At 64.8% G+C, this 14,052-nt stretch carries 16 protein-coding genes; 10 read left to right on the plus strand and 6 right to left on the minus strand.

All coding sequences use genetic code 11. From position 1 onward, the window contains the following. Positions 1 to 214 precede the first annotated feature (214 nt). Together mgtE and ACXAGF_RS09035 are read left to right on the plus strand one after the other, a co-directional pair. Positions 215 to 1,645, plus strand: coding sequence for a magnesium transporter (gene mgtE, locus ACXAGF_RS09030; RefSeq protein ID WP_475016264.1), 1,431 nt, complete (start codon positions 215 to 217; stop codon positions 1,643 to 1,645). A gap of 66 nt (positions 1,646 to 1,711) precedes the next feature. Further along, entirely contained in the window at positions 1,712 to 2,098 is a 387-nt protein-coding gene (locus tag ACXAGF_RS09035) for a MerR family transcriptional regulator (protein WP_475016266.1), read from the plus strand. Between the two features lie 33 nt (positions 2,099 to 2,131). Here ACXAGF_RS09035 and ACXAGF_RS09040 read toward each other — a convergent pair whose 3' ends face one another. The 3 genes from ACXAGF_RS09040 to ACXAGF_RS09050 form a co-directional block, all read right to left on the minus strand. Further along, positions 2,132 to 2,605 (minus strand): methyltransferase family protein, encoded by a 474-nt coding sequence (locus tag ACXAGF_RS09040; RefSeq protein WP_475016268.1) that lies wholly within the window; start codon positions 2,603 to 2,605, stop codon positions 2,132 to 2,134. A gap of 4 nt (positions 2,606 to 2,609) precedes the next feature. Next, positions 2,610 to 3,629 carry a heparan-alpha-glucosaminide N-acetyltransferase gene (locus ACXAGF_RS09045; protein WP_475016270.1) on the minus strand — a complete coding sequence of 340 codons (1,020 nt, stop codon included), beginning with the start codon at positions 3,627 to 3,629 and terminating at the stop codon, positions 2,610 to 2,612. An 86-nt stretch (positions 3,630 to 3,715) separates the two neighbouring features. Beyond that, complete coding sequence (locus ACXAGF_RS09050; protein WP_475016272.1) at positions 3,716 to 4,405, minus strand: DUF599 domain-containing protein; 690 nt, start codon at positions 4,403 to 4,405, stop codon at positions 3,716 to 3,718. Positions 4,406 to 5,049: 644 nt separating this feature from the next. Here ACXAGF_RS09050 and ACXAGF_RS09055 point away from each other — a divergent pair. Both ACXAGF_RS09055 and ACXAGF_RS09060 read left to right on the plus strand, forming a co-directional pair. Next, entirely contained in the window at positions 5,050 to 6,450 is a 1,401-nt protein-coding gene (locus tag ACXAGF_RS09055) for an L-serine ammonia-lyase (RefSeq protein ID WP_475016274.1), read from the plus strand. Between the two features lie 91 nt (positions 6,451 to 6,541). Next, positions 6,542 to 6,979, plus strand: coding sequence for a DUF1489 family protein (locus ACXAGF_RS09060; RefSeq protein WP_475016275.1), 438 nt, complete (start codon positions 6,542 to 6,544; stop codon positions 6,977 to 6,979). Positions 6,980 to 7,018: 39 nt separating this feature from the next. Here ACXAGF_RS09060 and ACXAGF_RS09065 read toward each other — a convergent pair whose 3' ends face one another. Then, complete coding sequence (locus ACXAGF_RS09065; protein WP_475019242.1) at positions 7,019 to 7,774, minus strand: SDR family NAD(P)-dependent oxidoreductase; 756 nt, start codon at positions 7,772 to 7,774, stop codon at positions 7,019 to 7,021. A 164-nt stretch (positions 7,775 to 7,938) separates the two neighbouring features. On the opposite strand from ACXAGF_RS09065, the gene ACXAGF_RS09070 reads away from it, so the two are divergent. The 6 genes from ACXAGF_RS09070 (at position 7,939) to ACXAGF_RS09095 (ending at position 12,069) form a co-directional block, all read left to right on the plus strand. After that, positions 7,939 to 8,523: a L,D-transpeptidase gene (locus ACXAGF_RS09070; protein ID WP_475016277.1), complete on the plus strand. Its 585-nt coding sequence runs from the start codon at positions 7,939 to 7,941 to the stop codon at positions 8,521 to 8,523. A gap of 337 nt (positions 8,524 to 8,860) precedes the next feature. Further along, on the plus strand, positions 8,861 to 8,992 hold the full coding sequence (locus tag ACXAGF_RS09075) for an ABC transporter (RefSeq protein WP_475016279.1): 132 nt from the start codon (positions 8,861 to 8,863) through the stop codon (positions 8,990 to 8,992). A gap of 151 nt (positions 8,993 to 9,143) precedes the next feature. Then, positions 9,144 to 9,728, plus strand: coding sequence for a hypothetical protein (locus tag ACXAGF_RS09080; protein ID WP_475019243.1), 585 nt, complete (start codon positions 9,144 to 9,146; stop codon positions 9,726 to 9,728). Between the two features lie 61 nt (positions 9,729 to 9,789). Next, positions 9,790 to 10,383: a protein-S-isoprenylcysteine O-methyltransferase gene (locus ACXAGF_RS09085; protein ID WP_475016280.1), complete on the plus strand. Its 594-nt coding sequence runs from the start codon at positions 9,790 to 9,792 to the stop codon at positions 10,381 to 10,383. A 10-nt stretch (positions 10,384 to 10,393) separates the two neighbouring features. After that, a complete protein-coding gene (locus tag ACXAGF_RS09090; RefSeq protein WP_475019244.1) occupies positions 10,394 to 11,176 on the plus strand; it encodes a hypothetical protein in 783 nt (260 codons plus the stop codon). Beyond that, positions 11,173 to 12,069, plus strand: a complete 897-nt coding sequence (locus tag ACXAGF_RS09095; protein WP_475016282.1) for an SDR family NAD(P)-dependent oxidoreductase — start codon at positions 11,173 to 11,175, stop codon at positions 12,067 to 12,069. Before ACXAGF_RS09090 ends, ACXAGF_RS09095 begins: the two co-directional genes overlap by 4 nt. On the opposite strand, the gene ACXAGF_RS09100 is transcribed toward ACXAGF_RS09095, so the two are convergent. Beyond that, positions 12,066 to 12,332 carry a hypothetical protein gene (locus tag ACXAGF_RS09100; RefSeq protein WP_475016284.1) on the minus strand — a complete coding sequence of 89 codons (267 nt, stop codon included), beginning with the start codon at positions 12,330 to 12,332 and terminating at the stop codon, positions 12,066 to 12,068. The genes ACXAGF_RS09095 and ACXAGF_RS09100 overlap by 4 nt on opposite strands. A 166-nt stretch (positions 12,333 to 12,498) precedes the next feature. Beyond that, positions 12,499 to 13,962, minus strand: a complete 1,464-nt coding sequence (locus ACXAGF_RS09105) for an SPOR domain-containing protein (protein WP_475016286.1) — start codon at positions 13,960 to 13,962, stop codon at positions 12,499 to 12,501. Between the last annotated feature and the right edge of the window lie 90 nt (positions 13,963 to 14,052).

Here is a 14,052-nt window from a genome sequence, read left to right on the forward strand (position 1 = left end):
GTCGGATTCTGGCAACAGATTGAAGAATTTGCCGCTTTGGCTTGTGCTTTTGCCGCGCTCGGCTGTGGACCCGCGCTGTGCTTTGGGCTAGCACGGAACGAGGCGGCAGGGTGGAAGCCCGCCACGCAAGGGGCAATGCAATCCCATTCCTTCGTCCTCGGTCGAGCATCACGCGGATGCGACGCCGAGACTTGTTTTTCGAGGAGCGGCTCGGATGACGGACAGCGGCGAACACGAGAACGAGCGCTCCGGACCGGCCGAGCAGCCGGCCTTCCACGGCGAGGACATCTATTCGCCCGACGGATCGGTGCGCACCGACTTCCTGACGCAGGTCGGCGCCGCAATCGCCGACCGGGACATCCTGTTTCTGCGTCGCCATGTCGCCAACCTGCACGAATCGGAAATGGGCGACCTGCTCGAGGCGATCCAGCCGGAGCAGCGGCTGGCGCTCGTGTCATTGCTCGGCGACGACTTCGATCTCGCGGCATTGACCGAGGTGGACGAGGCCATCCGCCTCGACATCGTCGAGCATTTGCCGAACGAGCAGATCGCCGCGGCCATTGGCGAGATGGAGTCCGACGACGCCGTCTACATTCTCGAGGACCTCGACCAGGAGGACCAGGACGAGATCCTCTCGAAGCTGCCGTTCACCGAGCGGATCCGCCTGCGCCGCGCGCTCGACTATCCGGAGAGCACGGCCGGTCGGCGCATGCGCTCGGAATTCGTCGCCGTGCCGCCGTTCTGGACCGTTGGCCAGACCATCGACTACATGCGCGAGGACGAGGATCTTCCCGACAGCTTCACCGAAATCTTCGTGATCGACCCGACCTTCCGGCTGCTGGGCGTCGTCGATCTGGACCGGGTGCTGCGCTCCAAGCGCGACACGAAGGTCGAGGCGGTGATGCGCCAGACGAGCCACCCGATTCCGGCGCTGATGGACCAGGAAGAGGCGGCGCAGCTGTTCGAGCAGTACGACCTCCTGTCGGCGGCCGTCGTCGACGAGAACGGCCGGCTGGTCGGCGTGCTGACCATCGACGACGTCGTCGACGTCATTCAGGAAGAGGCCGAGGAAGACCTGATGCGCCTTGGCGGCGTCGGCGACGAGGAACTGTCCGACACCGTGCTCGAAACCTCGCGCTCGCGCGTGCCCTGGCTGCTCGTCAACCTGTTCACCGCCGGGATCGCCGCCTCGGTGATCTCGCTGTTCGAGGCGACGATCGAGGAGATCGTGGCGCTCGCGGTCCTGATGCCGATCGTGGCCGGTCTGGGCGGGAATGCCGGCTCGCAGACGATGACCGTGACCGTGCGGGCGCTGGCGACGCGCGACCTCGACATCCACAACGCCTGGCGGGTCGTGCGGCGCGAGGCCGGCGTCGGCCTGCTCAACGGACTGCTGATCGGCGTCCTGATCGGGTGCGTGGCCGGGCTGTGGTTCCGTGACGTCGACATCGGCGGGATCATCGCGACGGCGATGCTGATCAACATGATGGCCGCAGCGCTCGCCGGATTCATGATTCCGATGCTGCTGGATCGGATGGGGGCGGACCCGGCCGTGTCCTCGGCCGTCTTCGTTACGGCGATCACCGATACGATCGGATTCTTCTCGTTCCTCGGCCTGGCGACCTGGTGGTTCGGGATCCATTGATCGCCAAAAATTGACTTTCACGTAAAAGTCAATAAGATTGCGCCGACGTAAACCTTCGGAGTCGGCGTGGACAAATACTACACCATAACGGAGTTGACGCGCGAGTTCGGCGTTTCCACGCGAACCTTGCGCTTCTATGAGGATGAAGGGCTGATTCACCCCGAGCGCCGGGGTCGGACCCGCCTGTTCCGCCCGGCGGACCGGCACCTGATCAAGGAGATCCTGCGCGGCCGGCGGATTGGCTTCACCATCTCCGAGATCCGCGAGATCATCCAGGTTTACAAGGACCCGCCCGGCGAGATGGGGCAGTTGCAGTTGCTCATGCAGAAAGTCGGCGAGAAGCGCGAAGAGTTGCGGCAGAAGCGCCGCGACATCGACGAAACGCTCGATGAGCTCGACAATGTCGAGGAGGCGTGTCTGACGCGCCTGGCGGAAATCGGCGTCGGAACCTGAGACGGTTCCGCCCGGGGCGCTACGTCTGCGCGGTCAGATCCAGCGGGCGGTGGAACGGCAATAGCGCTCGAAATCGAATCCGAACCGCGAGAGCAGATGCAGCTCCTCGCGTCGGATCGCCACCAGCGTCGTGACGACGACGGCGGCGATCGCCGCCACCAGGAACCACGGATTGTGCGCAACGATGCCGACGCCGGCGAGCGCCAGCGTGTGCGCCAGATAGATCGGGTTGCGACTGTAGCGATAGGGGCCGCGCGTCACCAGGTGGCTGGCGCAGCGGTGCGGCAGCGCCGTGGTCTGGCCGTCCTTCAGCGTGCGCAGGGCCCAGATGCCGAGCATAGCCGAGAACAGGATCAGAATCGCGCCGACGCCGAGGGCCAGCCACGAGCCCGCGCCCGGGAAGGCTGCCGGAAAACGTAGCTGCAGGACCAGGGCGACGAGCGTGGCCACGGCATAAATGATCGGGGGCCAGGGCAAGGTGAACGGCTTGCTCCGATAGGCATTCATGCGGCTATTCCTTCAACTCGTTACCCAATTGCGCCTCCGCCGAGCACTGCTGCGAGATGGCGGCCACCCGCGGATCGGTTCCGGCGTCGATCCCGCCGCCGTAGAGCCCGTCGAACAGCTCGCGTTGCAGCAGCTGGTCGAGCGTGCAGTCGCAGAACGTGCGGCAGTAGGAGGCGGGGGCGTCTCCCGTTCGGCCGCAGGCCGTGACACAGCTCTGCCGGTAGTTCTCCGCCGGGTCCGGCCTTGCGGGCGGGGCGACAACCGAGAACAGATAGACCAGCGCGATCAGCACGGGCTGGTGGAGAAGATAGATGGCAAGACTGTGGCGGCCGGCCGTCGCCAGCATCGACGCCCACCGGCTGTCCACAGCCTGTTTCGGGCCAGGTGGAGGCGGTGCGTACCGAAGGTAGAGCCGGCATGCGGCCATGCCCATCAGGAAGGCGCCGAACCAGGGCAGCAACGGCACGTAGTCGTTTGAGCGCGGCGGGCTTTCCGAAAGGCCGACCCACCACAGGGCCGGCGCGTCGAAAATGGCGCTTCGGAGGTAGTGGGGGGTGGCAAGGCTTGCGGCGGCGCACAGAAGCACCACGGCAACCGGCAGGCGCAGGAACGGCAGGCCGAGCAGGCTGGCGGCCGCAATCGCGTGCAGGATACCGAAGAAGATGAACGCGTCCGGGAAGAGGAAATAGGTGGCGGCGGTGATGGCCAGCGCAGCCGCCAGGATCCGGCCGAACCGGATCCAGAACGCGCGCCAGCGGATTTCGGCATGGTGGCCGAGTACCAGGCCGAAGCCAGCGAGGAACAGGAAGCTGCCGGCGATCAGGCGGGCGTAGGCCCGCAGCAGCCCGGTTCCGGCCGTGCCGGGGGCAAGGTAGCCGAAAAACTCCAGATCCCAGCTGAGGTGGTAGGTGGCCATGGCCACCAGCGCGAGGCCGCGGGCGGTGTCCAGCCATGCGAGGCGTCCGGTCCGGGCCGGTGCACCGTCCCCGCCAACGTCGATCCGATCTGTGGTCTGTGCTGTCATCTCTCTCGTGCCGCGATTCTTCGGGCCAATGTCCGGCCTGGAGCTTGTGCGAGCCAAGATGGCCGAAAGGTGGCAGCGGACCGGAGCTAGTCGGGCTTTTCCAGCACCGTCCGGCGCGCCTCCGAGAAGAACTGGCGGCGGATCAGGACGAAGATGATGAAGGCCGTCGACAGCATGAACAGGTAGGGGCTGATAAACCAGCCGAGATAGCCGATCGACAGGAAGATCGCGCGCAGCCCCGCATTGAAGTGGCGGGCGGCAAGTATGTTCATCCGGATCACGCGTTCGACCGCCACCTCTGCCGCGGCCGGATCCTTGTGCACATCGCCCGCCATCGGTACCGCTCCGAGCAGGATCGAGCAATAGTTGAACAACCGGTAGGACCAGCCGAACTTGAAGAAGGAATAGCCGAAGATGCAGGCGAGCCCCCCCACCTTCAACTCGAAGCCGGCGCGTCCGGCCTGAAAGACGGATGGCAGGTCGCCGATGACGGTGAAGACCTGATCGGTGGCGCCGAGCAGCGCAAAGCACCCGCCCAGCGCCAGGATCGAGGTGGAGCCGAAAAAGGCGGTGCCGTGCTGCAGCCCGGACATGATCTGGGTGTCGATCATGCGCAGGTCGCGACGCATGGCATTGCGGATCCAGGCGGCGCGCTGCGCGTTCATGGCGCGTGTCAGGCTCACCCGGTTGAGGAAGCGTCGGTTGTCGGTGATCCAGGCATAGCCCAGCCACAGGATGACGAAGACGGCAAGGGCGATCGGATCGGCGGTTGTCATGATTCGAAATTTGCCGCGGATTGCGTGAATTGCAAGCGCCACGCACGGTCGGACAGGCTATGGCGGGCGTTTACGCCTTTGACCAAAGTATGAAGGCGGGTGCGGCCAACTGACCCGTCTCTTTCGTCAACGCTTTGGTTTGATGTCACAATCGTCGACGCCGGATCGGGCGCTGGGTGGCGGGCGCCATGTTTCTGCCATTTTTTCCAGTTGCGCCTTCATCAAGGATTTACTATTAGGGCGACAGTCGGCCCATTATTGGCCGGCGCAGTGTTCTCATTTGGGGAAATCATGGAAAGTACCGCTCAGAAGTCCTGCTGGGGCCTCACCATTCGTACGGTCCTCGGCTTTGCTGGTCTTCTTGCCCTGATCTATCTTTTCGGCGGCATCTGATATAAATCCCGAAACAAGTCAAAGACGGCGCGCCGCTCCCAGGCGCGCTGTTTTCGTTTGCGGCGACGTTTGCCGCCGTGGCCATGTCGCAGGTGCAGAACCCGATGTCGGGACGCCGCCTGACGCGGCTTGCGCGATCACGTAGCTTCGATCACATAATGCTGTGCCGCATCCCGTGATCATTCGGGAGGAGGCGCCGCATAGCAGGCTCCGGCTGCAGTGCGGCCGTTCGGTATTGGCAGGTTCCCGGCATGTTTCTCTCGGTTTTCGACGTCTTCAAGATCGGCATCGGTCCCTCTAGTTCCCACACGATGGGCCCCATGTCGGCGGCCAATCGCTTTCTCGACCTGATCCTGTCTCCGGACTGGCCGCGGCCGTCGGGCGCGGCAGTCGCGGCGATCAAGATGAGCCTGCACGGCTCGCTCGCCTTCACGGGCGTCGGTCACGGCTCCGACCGGGCGGTGATCCTCGGTCTGATGGGAGAGCGCCCCGACCAGGTCGATCCGGACCGCATGGACGCCATCATTGCCGAGGTCGAGCGCACCGGGCGCATCACGCCGCCCGGCCACCCGTCCTACGCCTTCCAGCCGAAGCACGACCTGGAATTCGACAAGAAGAATCCGCTGCCAGGGCACGCCAACGGCATGACCTTCTCCGCCTATGATCGCGACGGCCGGCTGCTGCTGAAGCGGATCTACTACTCCGTCGGCGGTGGCTTCGTCGTCACCGACACCGAACTGGAGGCGATGCGTTCCTCGAAGGCACAGGCCGGCGAGCGCAAGGTGCCGTTCCCGTTCTCCTCGGCCAAGCAGATGCTGGAGATGGCCGCCCGCTCGGGTCTGACGATCGCGCAGATGAAGCGCGCGAACGAGGAAACGGCAATGTCCCGCGAGGAGCTCGACGCCGGCCTCGACCGGATCTGGGCCGCGATGAAAAGCTGCATCGACCGCGGCCTGCAGGGCGAGGGCATCATGCCCGGTGGTCTGAAGGTCAAGCGCCGCGCCCGCATGATCCACGACAAGCTGCAGGAGGAATGGCGTTCGAACAAGACCAACCCGCTGCTCGCGAACGACTGGCTGAGCGTCTATGCGATGGCGGTCAACGAGGAGAACGCCGCCGGCGGGCGGGTCGTGACTTCGCCGACCAACGGTGCCGCCGGCGTCGTGCCGGCCACCGTTCGCTACTACCTGCACTTCCACGAGGACGCCGACGCCGAGGGCATCCGTGATTACCTGCTGACGGCGGCGGCGGTCGGCGGCATCATCAAGCACAACGCCTCGATTTCCGGCGCAGAGGTTGGCTGCCAGGGCGAGGTCGGCTCTGCGTCGGCGATGGCTGCGGCGGGGCTTGCCGCCGTGATGGGCGGAACCCCGGAGCAGATCGAAAACGCCGCCGAAATCGCGCTCGAGCACCATCTCGGTATGACCTGCGATCCCGTTGCGGGCCTTGTGCAGGTTCCCTGCATCGAGCGCAACGCGCTCGGCGCTGTGAAGGCCGTCACGGCCGCGTCGCTGGCGATCAAGGGCGACGGCACCCACTTTGTGCCGCTCGACGCCTGCATCGAGACGATGCGCCAGACCGGTGTCGACATGAACGAGAAGTACAAGGAAACCTCGACGGGCGGTCTTGCCGTCAATGTCGTCGAGTGTTGATCGCACCGGTGGCTGCAAACGGGCAGGGGCTGTGGCTGCGTGGCGGCTCCGTCCGGCTTGACTGCCGCCGGAGAAAGGCGTTCAAGGGGCCATGGCCCTGCATCTCATCAAGCTGTGCGTCGGCGCCGAATCGATCGAAGACCTGCGGGAGTGGGTTTCCGAGCGGGCGTTGGTCGCCATCGCGGCCGGCATCGAGCCGAGCACGAGCCATACGACCCGCATGATCCCAAAACGCGTGGACGATCTGCTCGACGGCGGCTCGCTCTACTGGGTCATCAAGGGACAGGTCCAGGCCCGGCAGCGCTTGCTCGACCTCAAGACCTTCAAAGACGCCGACGGCATCACCCGCTGCGAACTCGTGCTCGGCCCGGAGGTCATCGAGACCGAGCTTCAGCCGAGGCGGGCGTTTCAGGGCTGGCGCTACCTCAAGGGTGAGGACGCACCGCGCGACCTCAGGAACCTCGACGCCGGTGGCGCGGACCTGCCGATGGAACTGCGGCGGGAGCTGGCCGAACTCGGTCTGCTGTAGGGGCGCCCGCGGGCTGCGCTGCAACGCCGGGCAGGGCCGCTAGTGCGCGCTGTAGGCGCCGTCCACCAGATGATAGCTGCCCGTGATGAAGCTTGCTTCGTCCGACAGGAGAAAGCATACGAGCGCCGCGACTTCTTCCGGCGTACCGCGCCGACCCATCGGCTGCAACGCTTCCATGCGCCTTGTGTTGGCCAGTTGCGGGTGCTCTTCCAGCATCGGCGTTTCGATCCAGCCTGGACCGACCGCGTTGATGCGGATACCGAATCGCGCGTATTCGATGGCCGCGACCTTGGTAAGTCCGATGACGCCGTGCTTCGAGGCCGTATAGGCGGCCGTCATCGGCAATCCGACCGACCCCAGCACCGATGACATGTTGACGATGGCGCCGCCACCCGATGCCATCATCGCCGCAATCTCGTGTTTCACGCCGTAGAAGACGCCGTTGAGGTTGACGTCGATCAGGCTTTTCCAGTCGTCGATCGGGCAATCGGCAGTCGGCAGACGGTTGCCGTGAATGCCCGCATTGTTGACGGCCAGGTGCAGGCCGCCGCATCGCTCAACCGTCGTCGCAACCAGCCGCTCCATCGAATCGGGGTCGGCAACATCGACGCCAACCGCATGAGCCTTGCCGCCCAGCGAGGCGATCTCTCCGGCTACGGTCTGGGCGGCTTCCGCATTGATATCGGCAACCGCGACTTCGGCCCCCTGTCGCGCCAGCCGGCGGCACACCGCCGCGCCGATCCCGGACCCGCCTCCCGTCACGATCCCGACCTTCCCCGCGAAGCTAAAGCTCATTGCAAACACCCTTTTTGTTATGTTGCGCCAGTCGAACAGAGGCAGGCGTCGGACGCAAGGGGGCACGGAAGAAGGGCATAGCTTCAGTCAAAGGGGGAGACTTGGCCCGCGCGCCGCGCGATGCTATGGCTAGAGGTCGGGGTTACAATCGCTAGCAGGTGCACATGGTCGACGACTTCATGACACGCCGCGGATTTGTATTGCTCGGGTTGGGCCTGATGGCCAGCGGTTGCACGACGACCTACTGGCCGCCCAGCTATCCCTCCTTCTCGAGTTACCGCGTCTCCTCTCCGCCTCGCCGGCGCCATGTCGCCTACTACGGCGAGGAGACGCCGGGGACGATCGTCGTCAATACGGCGGAACGCCGGCTGTACTACGTGGAAGGTGGTGGCAGCGCGATCCGCTATACCGTCGCGGTCGGCGAGGAGGGCCTGAATTTCAAGGGCGTGGCCACCGTCGGCCGCAAGGCGGAATGGCCATCCTGGCGCCCGACGGCTGACATGATCCGCCGCAAGCCGCACCTGCAGCAGTACGCCGGCGGCGTCGAAGGCGGCCCGCAGAACCCGCTCGGCGCGGCGGCGCTTTATCTCTACCAGGGCGGGCGGGATACCTACTATCGGCTGCACGGAACGAACGAGCCGTGGAAGATCGGGCAGGCGGTGTCCAATGGATGTGTCCGGCTGACCAACGATGACATCGTCGATCTTTACAGTCGCGTGCCGGTGGGGACGCGAGTAAAAGTCATATAAAAGCTTCCGTCCGTAAAGTCGCCGCCGTGCCGGCGCCGGATCAACGGAGATTGCCGTCGAATTGCTGTGAAGCATACATATCGGGCGAAAATCGACCGGAACGACGCGCGCCGCACGGTCGGAATCGGCCTGCTTGCGCCAGGAGCAGCAGCGCTCAGGGCGTGTGTTTAACCGCTCATCACGCAAATGCGACAAGCCGTAGAAAAATCTGATCTTATAGGGTCTTGGCCAACGTTAACTTTGTGGGCTTTCGGCACTATGCCTTTGTTGCGTTTGCGGCTATTAGTAGAAGTGTTGCCTTCGATAACCTATTCCATTCAAAGGAAAGGACGACTTGATGAGCCGACTTCTAATCGTGACAGTAGCAGTACTTTCCGTTGTCAGCCTCAGCGCCTGCGACACCGTCGGCAAGGGCAAGGGCAAGGCTCCGCCGCCGGTAGAGACCGCGCCGGCGCCGGTCTATAAGTAATCGCTGACCTTGGTTCGGGGAGAGGCGTCGCCTCTCCCCTTCCACCGCACTCTTCACGACCCTCCCGTGGCCTGTTTCAAATGCATGGCGAGAGTGCTTTCCAGCAAAAATTGCGCTACTTTAACCGTGGCATTGGAAATGGAGCGTGATCATGACGCTGGGAAAGAGCCATGTCTTGCTCGCGGTTTTTCTCGCGCTTGTGGTCTCCGGATGTCAGTCGGAGGACAAGCCGCCGCTTCCGCGTTACGTATCTGACTATCGCGGTTATCCTGACGAGGAGGGCGCGGTCCGGCGCGGCGAGAAGCTTTACTTCATCGAGTTTCGCTCGCGCTACGCGCTGAGTTACGGTCATACCTACGTGGTCTTCGGGCGAACGGACAAGTCGGGCAGGATGATCAACCCGGAGGTCGCGGGCCTCGCGCCCGCAACCAACGATCCCGCCCCCTATATCATCGGACATTTTGTGCCCGTACCCGCCGAGACCGGGGCCAGTGACGGCGACCTGGAAGAGGAATACCGCTCGGCCAGCTGGCGCGTGTTGCTGACCGAGCCCGAATACCGCAAGACGGTCGCTTTCATCCGGCAATTGCAGGCCAAATCCAAGACCTGGCAGGCGACGGTGAACAATTGCAATGCCTGGACGGGTGAAATTGCGAGATCCATGGGTTACAAGACCCCGGCTATCTGGCTCCGGCCACAGCAATACGTGACGCAGCTTCGCGAGATGAATACATGATGGGAATGCGACTGGCCGCGCCAATGGCGCGGGTGTCTTCGACTAGCCTGCGGTGCGCCACATGACCCTCACCGTTGCCGCCATCGGCGAAATTCTATGGGTTCTCGGAGTCGTTGCCTGGGCCGTCATTCGCTACCCGTTCGAGCGCCGCGCCAAGCGCGTGCGTGTGGTGACGAACCGCCGTTCCACCACCGACATGATCGGCCTCGCCGCTGCGATCGTTGGTATGGCGGGCCTGCCGTTTCTCTATGTCGCCACCGGCTTTCCGCAAGCGGCGGACTACCCCGCCAGCCCCTTCGCGGTGACCGTCGGGGCGGCTCTCTTCCTCATGGCGATGTGGCTGTTTCGCAGGACCCACAAGGAACTGGGCAAGAACTGGTCGATCTCGCTGGAGATACGCGACAAGCATCAGCTCGTCAGCGGCGGCCCCTACGCCCTGATTCGCCACCCGATGTACACGTCCTTCCTGCTGATGGCGCTCGGCCAGGCCTTGCTGCTGTCGAACTGGTTCGTCGGGCTGGCGGGCCTTGTCGGCTTTGCGGTCCTCTTCTTCCTCCGGGTCGACAAGGAGGAACGCATGATGCTGGAGACCTTCGGCGACAGCTATCGCTCCTACATGGATCGGACCAAACGGCTGATCCCGCATATCTATTGAAGGTGGCATGATGCGCGGCCGGGCCTTGAAGATTTCGCCGCCACGGCGTCTGGTCGGGGACCTGATGCGGTTTTCGATGGGAATCCCGCGGGTCACGGTGCAGCGGCAGATGAACCTCGGCCCGCTGTTGAGGGCGAGAGCGGCGCAGCCGGAACGCCCGTCATGGACCGCCCTTTTCCTGAAGGGCTACGGGCTCCTGTCCCAGGACGTGCCCGAATTGCGACGGGCCTATGTCAAGTTGCCCTGGCCGCATTTCTACGAGTACCCCCTGAGCGTCGCCTCGATTGCCAACGAGCGAGACTACGGGGGGGAAAAAATTGTGCTTTTGGGCACCATCAAGGCGCCCGAGCGCCGCTCCATCGCCGAACTCCAGCAACTCGTCGGCCAGGCGCGCACACGCCCGTTGCAGGAGATCAAGCAGTTCCGCCGCGCCTTGAAGCTGGCGCGCGCTCCGGGTCCGATCCGGTGGCTGCTGATGTGGCTCGGACTCAACATTGCGCGGCAGCGGATCCGCCATTTCGGCACCTTCCAGTTCTCGGTCTATTCGGGCCTCGGTGCCGAGTCTTTCAACCCGCTGACGCCGTTGACGACGCTGCTCAATTACGGCCCGATCGCCGAGGACGGCACCGTCAACGTCCGCATTCTCTACGACCACCGGGTGATGGACGGAGCCAACGTGGCGCGGGCGCTGGAACGCTTCGAGCAGATATTGAACGAGGACGTCGCCGCCGAGGTGCGCGGTATCGGCACGGGTGAGGGCGGGCACGGCAGCACGGCGGGGACGGCCGGATGACGGGAAATCAGGACTCGAGGCCAGCCGTGGTCGTAAGCGGTGCATCGCGCGGCATCGGCAGGGCGATCGCCAAGGTGGCCGCCCGCGACGGCGGCGCGATCGTCCTTGTCGGCCGCAGTCAGGAGGGGCTCCTGGCAGCTGCCGACGAGGTGCGCGCAGCAGGCGGCGAACCGCTGACGCTGGTGCTGGACGTCGCGAGGCCAGGCGCTGCGCGCGCGTTGCAGGACTTCCTGGCAGGCAACGCGCTGAGCTGTGACGTGCTGGTCAACAGTGCCGGATACGGCTTGCGCGGCGCGGCAACGACGCTGCCGCTCGGCGAGCAACTGGGGATCATCGACCTGAACATCCGCGCGCTGAGCGAACTGACGCTGCATTTCCTTCCGGAAATGGTGGCGCGCAAGCGTGGCGGCGTGATCAATCTCGGCTCGATCGCCGGCTTCACACCCGGCCCCAACATGGCGCTGTACTACGCGAGCAAGAGCTTCGTACGTTCCTTTTCCGATTCGCTGCACGAAGAACTGCGCCAGTCGGGTGTCACCGTGACCTGCGTTTCGCCGGGCCCGGTGGATACCGAGTTTCTCACCCGTTCGGGCGCAGGGCGGGCGATGTTGTTCAAGGTGCTGCCGCGCGTGGATGCAGCTTATGTCGCCGAGCGCGCCTGGCGTGGGTTCAAGGGCGGCAGGCGCCAGGTCGTCCCGGGCCTGTCGGCCAAGCTGACCGCCTTCGCTGCATCAATTCTCCCGACAGCGCTGCTCCTACCCGTTGTCGGCCGACTGCAGCGTCGCAGCAGTGATCTTTGCCCCTGCGGCTCGGGCGAGCGCTATGACAGATGCTGCGGCAGGCGCTGGCCAAGGCTCGGCGGCCGGCCGGGAGCCGCTTCATCGCGCAACTAGCGCAGGCGCATCCTGATCGGATAGGCGCAGCCGCTGCGGCCGACATGGACATGGATGCCGACGGCAGGTTGGCCCGAGCGCCATGCGCGGGCGCCGTGCGCCAGCAGCATTCCGACGAGGTCCCGCGTCCTCGATGCCGAGCGCGACCGCCCGATATCGGCGATCCGTAGCGCGGCCTCGTGCAGCGGGTGAAGCCCGCCGCGGGGGGAACGCTTTCCGTTTGAAACGGGCAGGGAGTCGGTCACATTCTCGTTCATCGCCATAACGTGCCTCGTACGCAATACCCAATCGAGGTCGACGCTCGCCGCTGTCCGGCGCCGTCCGCCCTGTCGCCGCCACCGGCAATCGAACCCATCCGGTGGCTGCCACGGCCAAGGCCATATTCATTGCCGCGCGGACGTTTGACCGTGAGCCGCGCGGCAAGTCCTGTTACTGCTGGCTCGCCCAGCAGGCAAAGCCTCGCTTCTTCAGCACCTTGCAGGCGTTGACCGCGCTGGTCTGTCCGGAGAAGCCGCCAAAGCGGGCGCGGTAGAGCTTTTCACCGTCGTTGGCGAAGGCCACGGTGAACGGTTGCACGTCGCGCAGTGCCTTGCCGCCCTGATCCTGCGCCCGGTCGAGCAGAGCCTTCGCCTGGTCCTGGTTCGGCGTCGCGCCGACCTGGATCACCCACCCCGAAGGAAGGGACGGCTGGGCCGAGGCCGCCGTCGACGAGGTCGTCAGCGAATCGAGCGTGTCGTCGGTGTCGCCCTGCTCGACCGCCGGTGCAGGGACCTCGGCTGGGGCGGCAACTTCGCGCTGTTGGATCCGTAGAGTCGCGGCCAGCGCATCGCGGCCGACGAGCGCAGACGCATTGCCGGTGGCCGTCGCCGCGTAGGCCGTCTCGATGCGCGTTTCTTCGTAGCGGTAGGTCGGCAGCGGTCCGTTTCGGGGTAGGTCGAGCACGCCTTCGGCGGAGGCGCTGGCGGAGACGGCGCTCGCAGCCGCCGCTGCAGTCAGCGTCGGGGCATCTTCCGTCTCCGCGATCAGGTTGCCTCCACCGCGGCGCGAGGCGGCCGGCATGTATTTGGCAATGAGCTTCCTCATCTGCTGGTCGCGGGATGCGCCCGAGCGGCCGCCGATCACGACCCCGACAACGCTGCGGCCATCCGTCTGCGCGGACGTCACGAGATTGAACCCGGAGGCGCGCGTGTAGCCGGTCTTGATGCCATCCACGCCCCGGACGGAGCCCAACAGGCGGTTGTGGTTCCCGATTGTCTGCTTGCCGTAACGGAAGCTGCGCGTGTTGAAATACGAATAGTATTGCGGGAAGTGCTGGCGCAGCGCCAGTCCCAGCCGTGCCTGGTCGCGAGCGGTGGTGACCTGCGCGGTGTTGGGCAGGCCGTGGGCATTGCGATAGACGGTTTTGGTCATGCCGAGCGCGCGCGCCTTTTGCGTCATCAGCCGCGCGAAGCGCTCCTCCGAACCGCCCAGGAATTCACCGAGCGCGGTCGCGACGTCGTTCGCCGAGCGCGTGACGAGTGCCTGGATCGCCTGGTCGACCGTCAGCTTGCTGCCGGGCCGCACCCCGAGCTTGGACGGCGGCTCCTTGGCAGCGTTCTTGGAAATCGGGACGAGTGTGTCCTTCCTGATCTTGCCGGCTTCGAGCGCCTCGAAGGCAAGGTAGAGCGTCATCATCTTGGTGAGCGAGGCGGGATAGCGCAGTTCGTCGGGCGAATCGCTGTAGAGCACCTTGCCGGTCTTGGCATCGATGACGATGCCGGCGTATTTCGGATTGGCATGAGCGGCGGCCGACGCCGCGATGGCAAGACCACCTGCGATCAGCAGGGTCTTGGATGTCGCAGCTGCGAAGCCTGCCGCACGAGAAATTATGACGGAGAAAACGGAACCGAACACGCTTCTACTCTTCAGTCTCTGATTGTTGTGCCGTCCAGGCGCGGTGCGCGAACGACGATTGGGGCGAGACTATCGGGGCAGGGTTACCAA

It is taken from the genome of Mycoplana sp. ABR4_002 (genome assembly GCF_056159645.1).

Excerpts from the sequence above, each read along its gene's own strand:
- mgtE (WP_475016264.1), top strand. The coding sequence starts at position 215 with ATGACGGACAGCGGCGAACACGAGAACGAGCGCTCCGGACCGGCCGAG.
- ACXAGF_RS09040 (WP_475016268.1), bottom strand. The coding sequence starts at position 2,605 with ATGAATGCCTATCGGAGCAAGCCGTTCACCTTGCCCTGGCCCCCGATC.
- ACXAGF_RS09045 (WP_475016270.1), bottom strand. The coding sequence starts at position 3,629 with ATGACAGCACAGACCACAGATCGGATCGACGTTGGCGGGGACGGTGCA.
- ACXAGF_RS09050 (WP_475016272.1), bottom strand. The coding sequence starts at position 4,405 with ATGACAACCGCCGATCCGATCGCCCTTGCCGTCTTCGTCATCCTGTGG.
- ACXAGF_RS09055 (WP_475016274.1), top strand. The coding sequence starts at position 5,050 with ATGTTTCTCTCGGTTTTCGACGTCTTCAAGATCGGCATCGGTCCCTCT.
- ACXAGF_RS09060 (WP_475016275.1), top strand. The coding sequence starts at position 6,542 with ATGGCCCTGCATCTCATCAAGCTGTGCGTCGGCGCCGAATCGATCGAA.
- ACXAGF_RS09065 (WP_475019242.1), bottom strand. The coding sequence starts at position 7,774 with ATGAGCTTTAGCTTCGCGGGGAAGGTCGGGATCGTGACGGGAGGCGGG.
- ACXAGF_RS09070 (WP_475016277.1), top strand. The coding sequence starts at position 7,939 with ATGGTCGACGACTTCATGACACGCCGCGGATTTGTATTGCTCGGGTTG.
- ACXAGF_RS09075 (WP_475016279.1), top strand. The coding sequence starts at position 8,861 with ATGAGCCGACTTCTAATCGTGACAGTAGCAGTACTTTCCGTTGTCAGC.
- ACXAGF_RS09080 (WP_475019243.1), top strand. The coding sequence starts at position 9,144 with ATGACGCTGGGAAAGAGCCATGTCTTGCTCGCGGTTTTTCTCGCGCTT.
- ACXAGF_RS09085 (WP_475016280.1), top strand. The coding sequence starts at position 9,790 with ATGACCCTCACCGTTGCCGCCATCGGCGAAATTCTATGGGTTCTCGGA.
- ACXAGF_RS09090 (WP_475019244.1), top strand. The coding sequence starts at position 10,394 with ATGCGCGGCCGGGCCTTGAAGATTTCGCCGCCACGGCGTCTGGTCGGG.
- ACXAGF_RS09095 (WP_475016282.1), top strand. The coding sequence starts at position 11,173 with ATGACGGGAAATCAGGACTCGAGGCCAGCCGTGGTCGTAAGCGGTGCA.
- ACXAGF_RS09100 (WP_475016284.1), bottom strand. The coding sequence starts at position 12,332 with ATGGCGATGAACGAGAATGTGACCGACTCCCTGCCCGTTTCAAACGGA.